General features: G+C 64.0%; 15 protein-coding genes and 1 riboswitch. Of the genes, 4 read left to right on the top strand and 11 right to left on the bottom strand.

Annotated elements, in window-relative coordinates; genetic code table 11:
* Nucleotide 1: 1 nt before the first annotated feature.
* From ACE4QZ_RS20880 to ACE4QZ_RS20930, 11 genes are all read right to left on the bottom strand, one after another.
* Nucleotides 2–1,456: a cobyric acid synthase gene (locus ACE4QZ_RS20880; protein ID WP_084850375.1), complete on the bottom strand. Its 1,455-nt coding sequence runs from the start codon at nt 1,454–1,456 to the stop codon at nt 2–4.
* The gene (cobD, locus tag ACE4QZ_RS20885; RefSeq protein WP_103462940.1) at nt 1,453–2,445 is read right to left on the bottom strand and encodes a threonine-phosphate decarboxylase CobD; all 993 of its coding nucleotides are present in this window, start codon (nt 2,443–2,445) and stop codon (nt 1,453–1,455) included. The genes ACE4QZ_RS20880 and cobD overlap by 4 nt, the downstream gene beginning before the upstream one ends.
* Nucleotides 2,438–3,346 (bottom strand): adenosylcobinamide-phosphate synthase CbiB, encoded by a 909-nt coding sequence (gene cbiB / locus ACE4QZ_RS20890; protein WP_103443846.1) that lies wholly within the window; start codon nt 3,344–3,346, stop codon nt 2,438–2,440. Before cbiB ends, cobD begins: the two co-directional genes overlap by 8 nt.
* Nucleotides 3,343–3,993, bottom strand: a complete 651-nt coding sequence (gene bluB / locus ACE4QZ_RS20895) for a 5,6-dimethylbenzimidazole synthase (protein ID WP_084850377.1) — start codon at nt 3,991–3,993, stop codon at nt 3,343–3,345. Before bluB ends, cbiB begins: the two co-directional genes overlap by 4 nt.
* Nucleotides 3,990–5,285, bottom strand: a complete 1,296-nt coding sequence (locus tag ACE4QZ_RS20900; RefSeq protein WP_021782520.1) for a cobyrinate a,c-diamide synthase — start codon at nt 5,283–5,285, stop codon at nt 3,990–3,992. The genes bluB and ACE4QZ_RS20900 overlap by 4 nt, the downstream gene beginning before the upstream one ends.
* Nucleotides 5,282–5,893, bottom strand: a complete 612-nt coding sequence (cobO, locus tag ACE4QZ_RS20905; RefSeq protein ID WP_014754250.1) for a cob(I)yrinic acid a,c-diamide adenosyltransferase — start codon at nt 5,891–5,893, stop codon at nt 5,282–5,284. Before cobO ends, ACE4QZ_RS20900 begins: the two co-directional genes overlap by 4 nt.
* A gap of 119 nt (nt 5,894–6,012) precedes the next feature.
* Nucleotides 6,013–6,234: riboswitch (cobalamin riboswitch) on the bottom strand.
* Between the two features lie 122 nt (nt 6,235–6,356).
* On the bottom strand, nt 6,357–6,890 hold the full coding sequence (locus ACE4QZ_RS20910; protein ID WP_021782521.1) for a C40 family peptidase: 534 nt from the start codon (nt 6,888–6,890) through the stop codon (nt 6,357–6,359).
* 140 nt (nt 6,891–7,030) lie between these two features.
* Nucleotides 7,031–7,669: a C40 family peptidase gene (locus ACE4QZ_RS20915; RefSeq protein ID WP_021782522.1), complete on the bottom strand. Its 639-nt coding sequence runs from the start codon at nt 7,667–7,669 to the stop codon at nt 7,031–7,033.
* A 127-nt stretch (nt 7,670–7,796) separates the two neighbouring features.
* On the bottom strand, nt 7,797–8,504 hold the full coding sequence (gene hda / locus ACE4QZ_RS20920; RefSeq protein ID WP_003252443.1) for a DnaA regulatory inactivator Hda: 708 nt from the start codon (nt 8,502–8,504) through the stop codon (nt 7,797–7,799).
* A 179-nt stretch (nt 8,505–8,683) separates the two neighbouring features.
* Nucleotides 8,684–9,757, bottom strand: a complete 1,074-nt coding sequence (locus ACE4QZ_RS20925; protein ID WP_135192383.1) for an AI-2E family transporter — start codon at nt 9,755–9,757, stop codon at nt 8,684–8,686.
* 12 nt (nt 9,758–9,769) lie between these two features.
* The gene (locus tag ACE4QZ_RS20930; RefSeq protein ID WP_021782524.1) at nt 9,770–10,837 is read right to left on the bottom strand and encodes a DUF2066 domain-containing protein; all 1,068 of its coding nucleotides are present in this window, start codon (nt 10,835–10,837) and stop codon (nt 9,770–9,772) included.
* Nucleotides 10,838–11,206: 369 nt separating this feature from the next.
* Here ACE4QZ_RS20930 and purM point away from each other — a divergent pair, with 369 nt between their 5' ends.
* The 4 genes from purM (at nt 11,207) to ACE4QZ_RS20950 (ending at nt 14,020) form a co-directional block, all read left to right on the top strand.
* A complete protein-coding gene (gene purM, locus ACE4QZ_RS20935; protein ID WP_021782525.1) occupies nt 11,207–12,265 on the top strand; it encodes a phosphoribosylformylglycinamidine cyclo-ligase in 1,059 nt (352 codons plus the stop codon).
* Nucleotides 12,265–12,918, top strand: coding sequence for a phosphoribosylglycinamide formyltransferase (gene purN / locus ACE4QZ_RS20940; protein WP_021782526.1), 654 nt, complete (start codon nt 12,265–12,267; stop codon nt 12,916–12,918). The genes purM and purN overlap by 1 nt, the downstream gene beginning before the upstream one ends.
* Nucleotides 12,919–12,926: 8 nt before the next feature.
* Nucleotides 12,927–13,637, top strand: a complete 711-nt coding sequence (locus ACE4QZ_RS20945; RefSeq protein WP_084850379.1) for a DUF3108 domain-containing protein — start codon at nt 12,927–12,929, stop codon at nt 13,635–13,637.
* A gap of 200 nt (nt 13,638–13,837) precedes the next feature.
* Nucleotides 13,838–14,020 carry a hypothetical protein gene (locus tag ACE4QZ_RS20950; protein ID WP_021782528.1) on the top strand — a complete coding sequence of 61 codons (183 nt, stop codon included), beginning with the start codon at nt 13,838–13,840 and terminating at the stop codon, nt 14,018–14,020.
* The last annotated feature ends 65 nt before the right edge of the window (nt 14,021–14,085 follow it).

Genomic DNA, 14,085 nt, shown 5'->3' on the forward strand with positions numbered 1-14,085 from the left:
ATCAGGCCACCCCACACAGCTGGCGCAATTGTGCGGTGTCCAGGTGCTTTTCCACCAGATCGGCCAGGCGCTCGATGTCGTGTTCGCGCAACGCTTCGTAGTCGATAACCTGCGCATCCTCCAGCCCGGCCCAGCGCAATAGCGCGGCACACGACTGGCTGCCTTCGAACAGGCCATGCAGGTAGGTGGCGAGGATCTGGCCATCGGCACTGACAGCACCATCATGGCGGCCATCAGCCAGTTGGACTGCGGGTTGCTCCAGAGCAGGCCCGGTGGTCACGCCAGCATGAATTTCATAACCGGTTACCGTTGCCGCCCCAAGGCTCAGTGTGCCGGCAACATTTCGCAGTTGCTTCTCGGCTTCGAGCACCGTGGCATAGTCGAGCAGGCCGAGCCCCTGACTTGAACCTGCGGCCCCCTCCAGCCCCAGCGGATCATGCACTTCGCGCCCCAGCATCTGCAGGCCACCGCAGATACCGATCAGCTTGCCGCCATAGCGCAAGTGCCGCTCGATAGCCTTGTCCCAACCGCGCTCGCGCAGTTGTGCCAGGTCGCCGCGCACGCTCTTGGAGCCCGGCAAGATGATGAGGTCGGCAGCCGGAATCGGCTGGCCCGGGCCGATGAACTGCAAGTCCACCTGCGGGTGCAGGCGCAGCGGGTCGAAGTCGGTGTGGTTACTGATACGCGGCAGCACCGGCACGATCACCTTGAGCACACGCTCGTGCTTGACGCCCTGGCGCACATCGATGCCGTCTTCGGCTTCCAGGTGCAGGTCAGTAACGTAAGGCAGGACGCCCAGCACCGGTTTGCCGGTGCGTTGTTCCAGCCAGTCCAGCCCTGGCTGCAGCAGGGCGATATCGCCACGGAAGCGGTTGATGACAAAACCTTTGACCCGCGCCTGTTCAGTGGGCGACAGCAATTCCAGCGTGCCCACCAGATGGGCGAATACTCCACCGCGGTTGATGTCGGCCACCAGGATCACCGGGCAATCCACCGCTTCGGCAAAGCCCATGTTGGCAATATCGCCGGCACGCAGGTTGATCTCTGCCGGCGAACCCGCGCCTTCGACCATGACCACCGGGTACGCGGCACTCAGGCGCTGGTGAGAAGCCAGCACTGCCTGCATGGCCGTGGTCTTGTAGTCGTGGTAGGCCACTGCATTCATGCTGGTGACCGCGCGACCGTGGATGATGACCTGGGCGCCGGTATCGCTGTTGGGCTTGAGCAGCACCGGGTTCATGTCGGTGTGCGGTTGTAGCCGGCAGGCCTGGGCCTGCACCGCCTGGGCACGGCCGATTTCGCCGCCATCAGCCGTCACCGCGCTGTTCAGCGCCATGTTCTGTGGCTTGAATGGCACCACAGCGACCCCCTGGCGCAGCAGCCAGCGGCACAACGCGGTCACCAATGTGCTCTTGCCTGCGTCGGAGGTGGTGCCTTGCACCATGAGGGTCGTCATGCCGTTTCCTTTTGATAAGCCGCCAAGGCCTGGGCCAGGCGTTGTTCGTCCGCGGCGCAGGCAGGCAACCCCAGGCGCACGGCCGCTGGCTGTTCGAACAACCGTACAAGGATGCCGCGCCGGGCGAGAAATTCATGCAGTCGCGCAGCATGCGCGCTACGCACGTACTGGAACAGGTCGCAGCCACCGCTGGGCGCCAGGCCGGCCGCGTGCAGCACGTGCGCAAGCCGCTGGCTGGCAGCAGCACAGCGTTCGGCCTGCGCGCGCTGGGCAGCTTGATCAGCCAGACTGGCCTGGGCCAGTACTCGGGTCGGGCCATTGACGGTCCATGGGCCGAGCAGCTCGGCCAGGCGCAGCAGCAAGCTGCGTTCGGCGGCAACGAAGCCCAGGCGCACGCCGGCCAGGCCGAAGAACTTGCCAAACGAGCGCAGCACGATCAGCCCCGGGCGTTCGGCGCAGTCCACCACGCTGTCTGCCGGGGTGTTGTCCATGAATGCTTCGTCGACCAGCAGCCAGCCACCGCGGGTAGCCAGGCGGGCATGCCAAGCCAGCAGGCGTTCGCGCGATACCCGGTGGCCGGTCGGGTTGTTGGGGTTCACCAGCACCAGCACATCGAGGCCGTCGAGCGCAGCCTCAACTTGCGCCTCCTCCAGCGCCAGCAGTTGGTGCCCCGCCCGTTGCCAGGCATAGGGGTGTTCGGCATAGCACGGCGTCAGCACGCCTACCCGGGCGGCTGTTCGTAGCAGCGGCAAGGCCTGGATCGCGGCCTGGGAGCCGGCGACCGGCAGCAACTGGCGGGCGCCGTAATACGCGCGCGCGGCGTCCTCCAGGCCGTCCTCGGTTTCCGGCAGGCGGGCCCAGGCGTCGACGGGAATCGGCGGGATCGGGAATGGCCAGGGCGCAATGCCGCTGGACAGGTCGAGCCACTGCTCACGGGCGATACCGTATTGCTGCACCGCGCGAAGCAGGCGGCCACCATGTTCAAGCATTGATATACGCCCCCAGGCAGATCACCAGCAGCCACAGCCACACGCCGCGCTGCACCAACTGCCAGCCGCGCTCGATGGCATCGGCATCGGCCACTGGCCCCTCGCCCAGGCGCGGCCGCTCATGCAACTCGCCGTGGTACACCGCCGGGCCACCCAGTTCCACGCCCAGCGCACCGGCGCCGGCAGCCATCACCGGCCCGGCGTTGGGGCTGTCCCACAGCGGGCCCTGTTTGCGCCAGCAGACCAGGGCCAGACGGGTCTTGCCCAACAGGGCATAAGTCAGGGCCACCAGCCTCGCAGGTATATAGTTGAGCACATCGTCGATGCGCGCCGCGCACCAGCCAAAGCGCTCGAAGCGTTCGTTTCGATAGCCCCACATGGCATCCAGCGTGTTGCTGAGGCGGTACAGCACCACGCCGGGCGCACCGGCCACCACAAACCAGAACAACGCGGCGAATACTGCATCGCTGCCGTTCTCCAGCACCGACTCGGTCGCCGCTCGGGCCACTGCTGGCTCGTCCAGTTCGCGCGTTTCGCGGCTGACCAGGTAGCCAACCCGGCGCCGCGCCTCCGTCAGATCGCCTTGGCGCAAAGCGTTGGCCACCGGCAGCACATGCTCGCCCAGGCTGCGCAGCCCCACGGCGCAGTACAGCGCCAGTACGTCAACCAGCCAGCCGATATATGGCAGCCACGAAAGGACCAGCGCCACCAGGGTCAGCGGCACCACCGCCAGAAACCACGCACTCACGCCGTGGCTACGCCAGCCGCGCCCGCCAGCATTCAGACGGCGCTCAAGGTTGCCAGCCATATTGCCGAAGGCCACCAAGGGGTGGCGGCGCTGTGGTTCGCCCAGCAACGCGTCCAGGGCCACCCCGGCCACGGTCAGCAAGGCCACGCTCATTGACGCTCTCCCCATTGGTTTTCGTAAAGCATTTCACTCAGCGGCCGCTCTTCGGCCCAGTTTTCCTGCACCAACATCGGCACCGGGTAGAACTCGGCGACCGGCCCAAGGCACAGTACCGCCACCGGCTTGGCACCGGCGGGCATGCCCAGCAGCGCGGCCAACGCCTGCGGGTCGAACAGCGACACCCAGCCCATGCCCAGCCCTTCGCCACGCGCGGCCAGCCACAGGTTCTGGATGGCACAGGCCAGCGAGGCCAGGTCCATCTCCGGCAGGGTGCGGCGGCCGAAGATGTGTGGTTCGCGGTTGTCCATCAAGGCCGCCACCAGCAGCTCGGCGCAATCGTTTATGCCCTCCACCTTCAGTTTCATGAAGGCATCGGATCGCTCGCCCAATGCCTCGGCCGTGCGTATCCGCTCCGCCTCCACCAAGGCCTGGATGTGCCCGCGCAGGTCACGCCGGGTGATACGGATAAATCGCCATGGCTGCATAAGCCCGACACTGGGCGCCTGATGCGCGGCGGCCAGCAAGCGGCCAAGCAGCTCGGGCGCTACCTGGCCACCCGCGAAATGGCGCATGTCGCGGCGCTCGCCGATGGCCCGGTAGATTGCGGCGCGCTCGGCGTCGCTATAGGCGTGATCATTCATGGTCGCAACAGCGCCGCCGCCGCATCCGGGCAGGAAGGGAAATAGAAGTGCACGTAAGAGGCCGTCAGCCGGCCCAGACGATAGACCGCCTCGTTGCCACGCCCGCCGTTGGGGCTCAGACCGCGGGCAATCGGTTCCAGCGCAGTACTGGTCAGCGAATGGTGATAGGTGTGACCGCGCAAGGTCCCCTCCGGCAGCTCCACTGCCTGCAGCGCCAGGGCGGCCAGGCGCTTCTGCATGGTGGCTTCACCCGGCAGCAGGCCGAGCAGTTCGGCACGTTCACCGGCCACGTCAGTCAGGGCATCGAGCAGGTACAGCATGCCACCGCACTCGGCCAGCAATGGCTTGCCCTGCGCATGGTGGGCGCGGATTGCTTCGCACATCGGTGCGTTGGCGGCCAGCGCATGGTGATGCAGCTCTGGATAACCACCCGGCAGATACAGGCTGTCGACTGCCGGCAGTTCGCGGTCGTGCAGCGGCGAGAAGAACACCAGCTGGGCACCAAGGTTGCGCAGCAGGTCGAGGTTAGCGCCATACGTGAAGGCGAACGCCTCGTCCCGCGCCACGCCAATGCGCACACCGGCCAGCGAGGCAGCGCAGGTTTGCGGTTCGGGCTCGGCAAAGCTCACTGGCGGCGGCAACGCCGCATCGCAACTAGCACCCAGCGCTTCGGCGGCAGCGTCCAGACGGGTATCCAGGTCATTCAGCTCGCTGGCCTGCACCAGGCCCAGGTGGCGGCTGGGCAGTTCGATGCCGCGCTCGCGGGACAAGCCGCCATACCAGCGCAAGCCTTCGGTCAGGCTGCCTTCCAGCAGTTGCGCATGGCGCAGGCTGCCTACCCGATTGGCCAGCACGCCGGCGAACGGCAGATCGGCCTGGTAACGCGCCAGGCCCAGAGCCAGGGCGCCGAAGGTCTGGGCCATGGCTGTGCCATCGATCACCGCCAGCACCGGCACGCCAAAGTGGCGTGCCAAGTCGGCGCTAGACGGGGTGCCGTCGAACAGCCCCATCACCCCTTCGATGAGGATAAGGTCAGCCTCGCCGGCAGCCTCCCACAGCAGGCGACGGCTTTCCTCGGCACCGATCATCCACAGGTCCAGCTGATACACCGGCGCGCCACTGGCCCGTTCGAGAATCATCGGGTCAAGAAAGTCGGGCCCGCACTTGAACACCCGCACCTTGCGCCCGAGGTTACGGTGCAGGCGGGCCAGCGCAGCAGTGACGGTAGTCTTGCCCTGGCCAGAGGCCGGTGCCGCGATCAACACGGCGGGACAGTGGCGCGATCGACTCACAGTTCGACGCCTTTCTGTGCGCGGATACCGGCCTGGAAGGCGTGCTTGAGCATGCCCATTTCGGTCACGGTATCGGCCAGCTCGATCATCTCGGGCTTCGCAGCGCGGCCAGTGACAATCACATGCTGCATGGGCGGGCGGGCCTGAATGTCGGACAGTACCTGGTCCAGGTCGAGGTAACCATGCTTGAGGGCGATGTTGAGCTCGTCCAGCACCACGAACTGTACACCTGGGTCCTGCAACAACTGGCGCGACACCGCCCAGGCGGCTTGCGCAGCAGCAATGTCACGCTGGCGGTCCTGGGTTTCCCAGGTAAAGCCCTCGCCCATCACGTGGTAGCGCACCTGTTCGGGGAAGCGACGGAAGAACAGTTCCTCACCGGTGCTGTTGCGGCCCTTGATGAACTGCACCACGCCGCACTGCATGCCATGGCCCAAGGCGCGCGCGAGCATGCCGAAGGCCGAACTGCTCTTGCCCTTGCCATTGCCGGTCAGCACCAGCAGCAGGCCGCATTCGTTAGGGGAATTGGCGATGCGTTCGTCGATGACCGCCTTCTTGCGCTGCATGCGCGCCAGGTGGCGTTCGTCGCGTTCGGTGGATTCGCTCATCAGGGTTCTCCGCTGGCTGGCACCACGGCAACGCGCGGCGACAGGTAATAGGCAGGCAAACGGAGAACGCGCAGAGGCCATGGCAGGGCGCCACGGTGCACCGCGCATCACCCTCCGTGATGCCGTTGGCAGTATCAGGCCGGTCTCCGGGCTTGTGAGTGGGCCTTTGCCCTGGCCTGCGCGCCTTCCCGGATGCTGGCATCCAGTGGCCCTGCGCGGCCTTTTACTCATTTACCGTTGCGGGGGCAGCGCCGGAATCGCGCCATGCTGGCGCCCACCGGCTTCCCAGTTTCACCCTGCCCAGTCGGGGCTGGCAGGGCACCTGAAACACGCCGCGAAGGTTAGAGGGTTGCACCGGGAGCGTCAATCGAAGCGGGTGATCAGGCGGGTGAGCAAAGCAACATGAATCTCGGCAGCCGCTAGCGGCCCCGAGCTCAACGGGGCCGCTGAACAGGCATGGACATCAGGGGTTCTGCGCCAGATGCCCTTGCGGAATCACCCGCTTGGCCTGCAGGTAGGCCTTGGCCCAGTAGCTGTTGGAGAGGTAGTCCAGGCGGACAGTGCCACCCGTGGAGGGAGCATGCACGAAGCGCCCGTCCCCTACATAGATGCCGGCATGGCTGACCTGCGAGCCGCCACTGGTGGCGAAGAACACCAGGTCACCGGACTGCAGTGAACTGGCATCCACCGTCGGTGCACGCATGACGATCATCTCTCGTGTCGAGCGCGGCAGGCTGATGCCGGCAGCATCACGGTACACATATTTGATCAGGCCGCTGCAGTCGAAGCCGGAGTCCGGCGTATTGCCACCCCAACGATAAGGCGTGCCAACCAGACCAATGGCACGAATCAGCACGTCATCGGCAACCGGTGAAGGACTGGGTTGGCTATAGGTAACCTGCGGCTGTACCACAGGGGCCGGCGCAGGCGCACGGCTGGAGCATGCAGCCAGCAAGGCTGCCAAGGAGAGAAATGCGAAGCGCGCCATCTTTACCATGGCCAGAACATCCTGTCTGAGACCGCTGCGCTGCAGCCGAAAAGAGTTGAGAATTTAGATTAGACGCTTTCTGTAAATGCGCACGGCGGTGTGCTTTTTTTCAAAGCATCACCGCCGCGGCAGGGTACATCATTTTGACATCAGTTGCGCGCGATGTTGGTCGGCGCCATGGCCAAGGCTCGCTTGGCTTCAATGAAGGTCTTGCTCCAGTAGCGATCACCGAGGTTGTCGATGCGCACACCGCCGCTGCGGCGGCTGCTGGAGTGGATGAACTGATTGTCACCCAGATAGATGCCGGCATGGCTCACCCGGCCTCGGCCATTGGTGCTGAAGAACAGCAAGTCACCTGGCTTGAGTTTGTTGCGGGCCACTTTTGGCGCATCTACCTTGATCATTTCACGCGTGGAGCGCGGCAGCGTCATGCCCGCCTCTTCGCGGAACAGGTAACCGATGAAGCCACTGCAGTCGAAGCCGGACTTTTCCGAGGTACCACCGAAGCGGTAGCGGGTGCCGATCAACGACATGCCGCGCTCGAGAATGCTGTCAGCCAGAACGGGCAATTGGTAAGGCTTGCTGCCAGAGAAAGACGCCAGGTCATCTTCGGTGGCCAGCTCTTCCGGCTCGCCGAATACCGCCGAGGGAGAGGCTTTGGCCTTGATTGCCGATTGTGCGGTGACCGGGGTGTGATCCTGGGGCTGAGATACCGGGCCTTGGGCCGCGCAGCCAAAAAGCAGGGTCACGAGTGCGAGTGGCACGAGGGGTGCGAAGCGCTTCAGCATGGGCACGACCGTGTCTGTAATCCTTTAGAAGGGTGAAACTATGCCCTCTATCATGGCCATTTGCAAATTTTATCGAAAAAGATGTGACTTTTTTGTTCTACCGCTCTGGCCCAGTGTTTTCAGGGGGTTACCAGCCGAGGGTTTCCTTAAGAAAAGGAATGGTGAGCTTGCGTTGTGCCTGCAATGAGGCCTGGTCGAGACGCTCGAGCAAGTCGAACAACGCGCTCATGCTCCGCGCGCCGCGGGTGAGGATGAAATGGCCGACTTCGTCGGTAAGGTGCAGGCCACGGCGCGAAGCACGTAGCTGCAAGGCGCGAAGCTTGTCTTCATCGGACAGGCCGCGCATCTGGAACACCAGGGCCAGGGTCAAGCGCGACTTCAGGTCCGGCAGTTTGATCGGCAGCTCGCGCGGTGATGCCGAGGCTGCCAGCAGCAAGCGTCGGCCGCTGTCGCGCAGGCGGTTGAACAGGTGGAACATGGCCTCTTCCCAATCGGCCTTGCCGGCGATCACATGCAGATCGTCGATGCATACCAGTTCGTACTGGGCCAGGTAGTCGAGCAGCTCTACGCCACGATCGAGCAATTGCGCCAGCGGCAGGTAGACAGCGGGCTCGCCGCGTTGCTGGAAGCGATGGGTGGCAGCCTGCAGCAGGTGGGAACGGCCAACACCCTGCTTGCCCCACAGGTAGATAAGGCTCTCGGTCCAGCCGGCGTCGGCTTCGCATAGCCGCTCGACGTAACCCAATGCCGCAGCATTGGCGCCCGGATAATAGTTGATGAAGGTGGCGTCATCGCGCAGGCGCACACCCAGGGGCAACTGGATCGGTGGTTTCATGCTCGCGGGCGGTCGACAGGACCGCAGGGGGCCTTTGGTGAACAATGTGCAAAGTCTATACCCGCAACGCGGGGCGCACAATCTCGACTGCGGATAGGGCAAGCAAAATCAACAAGTTGCGCTGTGCAAGCGAACCGCGGATGCAGGCGCGAAAAGGCCCAAGACAAAACGCGTGGCGTTCAAAGCTCCGGGTCGATATTCCCGGCGTACATGTCCGATTCCTTGTACAGAGCATGCACATGCCGCAGCAGCACCATGATCACCGCCGCCACCGGCAGCGCCAGCAGCACGCCAGTAAAGCCGAACAGTTCGCCACCGGCGAGGATGGCAAAGATTACCGCAACCGGGTGCAGGCCGATGCGATCGCCCACCAGCAGCGGGGTCAGCACCATACCCTCCAGTGCCTGCCCGACCATGAACACGGCAACGATGCCCAGCATCGGGTACAGGTCGCCACCGAACTGGAACAGGCCGGCCACCAGCGCAGCACCAATGCCAATGATGAAGCCCATGTACGGCACGATGGCCGCAAGGCCTGCGAGCATGCCGATCAGCAGACCGAGTTCGAGCCCTACCAGCATAAGCCCGGCAGAATAGATGATGCCCAGAGCCAGCATCACCATCAGTTGCCCGCGCACGAATGCGCCCAGCACTTCATGGCATTCACCTGCCAGGCCCATCACTTGCGGCTCGCGCTGGCGCGGCAGCAGGCCGCGCAGCTTGCCCATCATCAAGTCCCAATCGCGCAGCAGATAGAAGCCCACTACCGGGATCAGCACCATGTTGGCCAGCCAGGCCACCAACGCCAGGCTGGAGGCGGTGGCATGAGACAGCAGCATACCGACGATATCGGTGGTCTGCCCCATGTGCGCGCCGATGGCGGCCTTGATCTTGTCGAACTTCCAGAAACCATCGGCCAGGCCAAGGCTGCCCTGTACCCACGGCAGCGCTACATGCTCGAGCCAGTCGAGTATCTGCGGCACCAATTCGTACAGGCGCACCAACTGCTTGGCCAACATCGGCACAAGCACCAGCAACAAGCCCAACAGCACCAGGGTGAACAGGCCGAACACCACCACCACACCCCAGGTACGCGATAGCCCCAGGCGCTCGAGGCGATCGACCAGCGGGTCAGCCAGGTAGGCCAGCATGATGCCGACCAGGAACGGCGTAAGGATGCTGTGCAGGCTATAAAGCAGCACAGCGATCAGCAGCGCAGCGCCCAGCCAGATCCAGCGACGCATGTCGGTCACGGCGAGCGCCCCTTACCAGCGAAAACGCAAGCCGTCGAACGGCTTGGGCGCTGGCTGCGCAGGTACGGCCTCCCCGGCAGCGGCGTCCACTGCCGGTGCTGGCATGGCCGGCACCGCGGGCGCCTGCTCTACGGGCACTTCCTGCAGCTTGGCCAGGCCAAGCTGGGCACGCAACTGTTCACGATTGCCAGTAACGCCGTAGGTCAAGGTAGTGCCTTCGGCCGCCTGCAAGTGTGGGCCGTAGGGCTCCAGCACGCGGGCCAGTTCGGCGTAGCGCTGCAGGTTCATGCCCTGCACTTGCACCTGCAATTGGCTGCTGGCACCCGGCCGGGTAACGTAGCGCGGTGCCAGGCGGCTGCTCACCGCCAGCATCACCGCGTCAGCCAAGGCTGCCTGATCGGCACCCTCGGCATTGCCCTGCTCACGCTGGTCGCCCAGCCACAGCTGCCACTTGCCCTGCCACTTGCCGTCGGCTTCCTGGGCATGTACCGCCAGCAAAGCATCGGCACCGTAGCGCTCGGATGCTTCGCGCAGCTGCGCCGGGTCGCTACCTTCGATCTGCTTGGCATTGGCGACCAGTTGCTCCTGCAGGTCGGCCAGCGGCAAGCGCAGCGGCAGACCACGGTGCTGCGCGGCGCGGCGCAGGGGTTGGGCACTGGCCTGGCCATCACCGACCAGGCTGCTGCCCTCAACACTGTCGTTCAACCACCACCCCAGTATCGAGGGCCGGTTACTGCCCCACAGGGCCAGGCCAGCCTTGCGCAAAGCCCGCTCGGTGCTACCAGGGTCGAACTCGACCACCACCGACTCGGGCGGGCCGGCTTCGCTGCCCACCTGGTTGATGATTTGCCGAGGGTCCTTACGCAGCTCGGCCAACGCCGGGCTTTGCGCTGCCTTTGGGTCACCGGTCAGACGCTGCACCAACGTGTCCAGAGCTTTGGCCGTGGCCTCGGTACGGGCTTCGGCGCCCGGCCCGGTGACCGGCTCGCGCACCTGATAAAGGCCTGAGACATTTTCAGCCAGGGCAGTGGCCGAGATCAGCGCCAGGCAACCGGCTGCCAGAATATTGAACAAACGCATGGAGGATTCCTGTCCAGTTACCGCAATGCCTATACCTTATACACGGGGGCGCCAGGTAACCAGCCGCGGGGCGTGAAAGATTGCTTGCAGGTGTTGTCGGGCTTACCGGTGTTCGCCTTGAGCGGTTCAGCGCCAGTGAGATCGCGCGCCTGCCCGCGCGGCGCATCGCTGTTCCCTCAAGGCGAACGCCCCAACTAATTATCTTTTTCATGCCCTGCCCGTCGGCCTGAGGATGGCCGCTGCCCGGCAACCCTGATAAAATCGCGCGCCTTCACAGACCACTGACGTTTCAGACCGCCGCCGCTTACCAGCCGGCCTTGGCCGTCATGGTCGTTTTTAAGAATCCCTCCCTCCTAAAGGCCTGGATCAATGAGCAAGCAACCCTCCCTGAGCTACAAGGACGCCGGTGTAGACATCGACGCCGGCGAAGCACTGGTCGAACGCATCAAGGGCGTGGCAAAACGCACCGCACGCCCTGAAGTCATGGGTGGCCTGGGCGGCTTCGGCGCCCTCTGCGAGATCCCGGCCGGCTACAAGCAGCCGGTGCTGGTCTCCGGCACCGACGGCGTCGGCACCAAGCTGCGCCTGGCACTGAACCTGAACAAGCACGACAGCATTGGCCAGGACCTGGTCGCCATGTGCGTCAACGACCTGGTCGTCTGCGGCGCCGAGCCACTGTTCTTCCTCGACTACTATGCCACTGGCAAGCTGAACGTTGACGTGGCCGCCACCGTGGTCACCGGCATCGGCGCCGGTTGCGAACTGGCCGGCTGCTCGCTGGTCGGTGGTGAAACCGCCGAAATGCCTGGTATGTACGAAGGCGAAGACTACGACCTGGCAGGTTTCTGCGTAGGCGTGGTGGAAAAGGCCGAGATCATCGACGGCTCCAAGGTTACCACCGGCGACGCGCTGATCGCCCTGCCGTCCTCGGGCCCGCACTCCAATGGCTACTCGCTGATCCGCAAGATCCTCGAAGTGTCGGCTACCGATATCGAGAACACCCAGCTGGACGGCAAGCCGCTGACCGACCTGCTGATGGCGCCGACCCGCATCTACGTCAAACCGCTGCTGCAACTGATCAAAAACACCGGCGCAGTCAAGGCCATGGCCCACATCACCGGCGGCGGCCTGCTGGACAACATCCCGCGCGTACTGCCGAAAAACGCCCAGGCCGTGGTTGACGTGGCCAGCTGGCAGCGCCCGGCGGTGTTCGACTTCCTGCAGGAAAAAGGCAACGTCGACGAGCACGAAATGCACCGCGTACTGAACTGCGGTGTGGGCATGGTCATCTGCGTAGGCCAGGACCAGGTCGAAGCCGCCCTGAACGAACTGCGTGCCGCTGGTGAGCAACCGTGGGTCATCGGCCACATCGCCGAAGCCGCCGAAGGCGCTGCCCAGGTCGAGCTGCAGAACCTCAAGGCACACTGATGCCGAGCAAGACCTGCAATGTAGTGGTACTGCTGTCGGGCTCCGGCAGCAACCTGCAAGCCCTGATCGACAGCTGCCAAGGGCAGGACAGCCCGGTGCGTATCCGCGCGGTCGTATCCAACCGCGCCGATGCCTTCGGCCTGAAGCGCGCTGCGGCGGCCGGCATCGACAGCGTCGTGCTCGACCACACCCAGTTCGACGGCCGGGAAGCCTTCGATGCCGCGCTGATGGCGCACATCGACGGCTTTGCCCCGGACCTGGTGGTGCTGGCCGGTTTCATGCGCATCCTCAGTGGCGACTTCGTGCGCCACTATCAGGGCCGCCTGCTCAATATCCACCCATCGCTGCTGCCCAAGTACAAGGGCCTGCATACGCATCGCCGGGCATTGGAAGCTGGCGACGCCGAGCATGGCTGCAGCGTACACTTCGTGACTGAGGAACTCGATGGCGGCCCACTGGTCGTACAGGCTGTGGTACCGGTGGCGTCTGACGACACCGTCGAAAGCCTGGCACAGCGGGTACACCATCAGGAACACCTGATCTACCCACTGGCGGTGCGCTGGTTCGCTGAAGGGCGCTTGCGTCTTGGCGAACAGGGTGCATTACTGGACGGCCAGCCACTGGCGGCCAGCGGTCACTTGATTCGATCCTAGGAGAATTTATGCGTCGCGCCCTGCTCTTGGCTCTCGCCGTGCTCGCCCTGCCCCTCCAGGCAGCTGATCTGAAGCCCTTCTCGGCCAGCTACACCGCCGACTGGAAACAGCTGCCCATGAGCGGCACCGCCGAGCGCAGCCTGGTCAAAAATGCCAACGGTACCTGGGACCTTAACTTCAAGGCTTCCATGATGATCGCCAGCCTGACCGAGGAAAGCACCCTACGTCTGGACAACGACACCCTGCTGCCGCAGAAGTACCACTTCGAGCGTGGCGGCCTGGGTAAGGCCAAAAAGGTAGACCTGAACTTCGACTGGGGCACCAAGAAGGTCACCGGTAGCGACCGTGGCGATGCCGTCAGCCTGCCACTGAACCGCGGTGTACTGGACAAGTCGTCCTACCAACTGGCCCTGCAGCACGACGTGGCCGCAGGCAAGAAGAGCATGACCTATCAGGTGGTCGACGGCGACGAGATCGACACCTACGACTTCCGCGTACTGGGCACCGAGAAGGTCACTACCAAGACCGGCCAGGTCGATGCAGTGAAGGTCGAGCGCGTGCGCGATCCAAGCCAGAGCAAGCGCATCACCGAGCTGTGGTTCGCCAAGAACTGGGACTACCTGCTGGTGCAACTGCGCCAGGTAGAGACCGATGGCAAGGAGTACGTGATCGTGCTGCAGGATGGCACGGTCGATGGCAAGCCGGTGAAGGGCAACTGATCCTGCACTGCCTGCAACACCTGAAGCCCCGCCCAGTGCGGGGCTTTTCTTTGCTGCGAAGAGACCCGCTCAGGCGGCATACCTCCCTGCTTCATGAAACTTGTTTCATGCCTGTTTTACTTACTTAGTCTGCTAACAAACTCTATAAAGAGGGTGTGCGACACACTGTCGCAGCCATCTTGAAGAAGTGGAGTTTACCGATGACTGTCCAAGTAACCGAACGCGACGAATCGAAAATGTCCCACGAAGGCCTGGCCGCTGGCGTGCGGATCTGGGATGTGTACCAACAAGGCCAACTGGTGGGCATGTTCCATAACGAACACGAAGCACACCAATACCGCGTAGAGCTTGAAGACCTGGAAAACCAGCGCGCCACGCAATGACCCTGCCCCTTGTTGCGACCCCATGATTTATCTGGGCTCAGAGAACAACCCCACAATACCGCGCA

The organism is Pseudomonas sp. DCA-1, from assembly GCF_046523955.1.
In the GTDB taxonomy this organism is placed as follows: Bacteria; Pseudomonadota; Gammaproteobacteria; order Pseudomonadales; family Pseudomonadaceae; genus Aquipseudomonas; species Aquipseudomonas putida_Y.

Bases quoted from the DNA above. Each gene is read 5' to 3' on its own strand.
- ACE4QZ_RS20880 (WP_084850375.1), bottom strand. From the start codon at position 1,456: ATGACGACCCTCATGGTGCAAGGCACCACCTCCGACGCAGGCAAGAGC.
- cobD (WP_103462940.1), bottom strand. From the start codon at position 2,445: ATGCTTGAACATGGTGGCCGCCTGCTTCGCGCGGTGCAGCAATACGGT.
- cbiB (WP_103443846.1), bottom strand. From the start codon at position 3,346: ATGAGCGTGGCCTTGCTGACCGTGGCCGGGGTGGCCCTGGACGCGTTG.
- bluB (WP_084850377.1), bottom strand. From the start codon at position 3,993: ATGAATGATCACGCCTATAGCGACGCCGAGCGCGCCGCAATCTACCGG.
- cobO (WP_014754250.1), bottom strand. From the start codon at position 5,893: ATGAGCGAATCCACCGAACGCGACGAACGCCACCTGGCGCGCATGCAG.
- ACE4QZ_RS20910 (WP_021782521.1), bottom strand. From the start codon at position 6,890: ATGGTAAAGATGGCGCGCTTCGCATTTCTCTCCTTGGCAGCCTTGCTG.
- ACE4QZ_RS20915 (WP_021782522.1), bottom strand. From the start codon at position 7,669: ATGCTGAAGCGCTTCGCACCCCTCGTGCCACTCGCACTCGTGACCCTG.
- hda (WP_003252443.1), bottom strand. From the start codon at position 8,504: ATGAAACCACCGATCCAGTTGCCCCTGGGTGTGCGCCTGCGCGATGAC.
- ACE4QZ_RS20930 (WP_021782524.1), bottom strand. From the start codon at position 10,837: ATGCGTTTGTTCAATATTCTGGCAGCCGGTTGCCTGGCGCTGATCTCG.
- purM (WP_021782525.1), top strand. From the start codon at position 11,207: ATGAGCAAGCAACCCTCCCTGAGCTACAAGGACGCCGGTGTAGACATC.
- purN (WP_021782526.1), top strand. From the start codon at position 12,265: ATGCCGAGCAAGACCTGCAATGTAGTGGTACTGCTGTCGGGCTCCGGC.
- ACE4QZ_RS20945 (WP_084850379.1), top strand. From the start codon at position 12,927: ATGCGTCGCGCCCTGCTCTTGGCTCTCGCCGTGCTCGCCCTGCCCCTC.
- ACE4QZ_RS20950 (WP_021782528.1), top strand. From the start codon at position 13,838: ATGACTGTCCAAGTAACCGAACGCGACGAATCGAAAATGTCCCACGAA.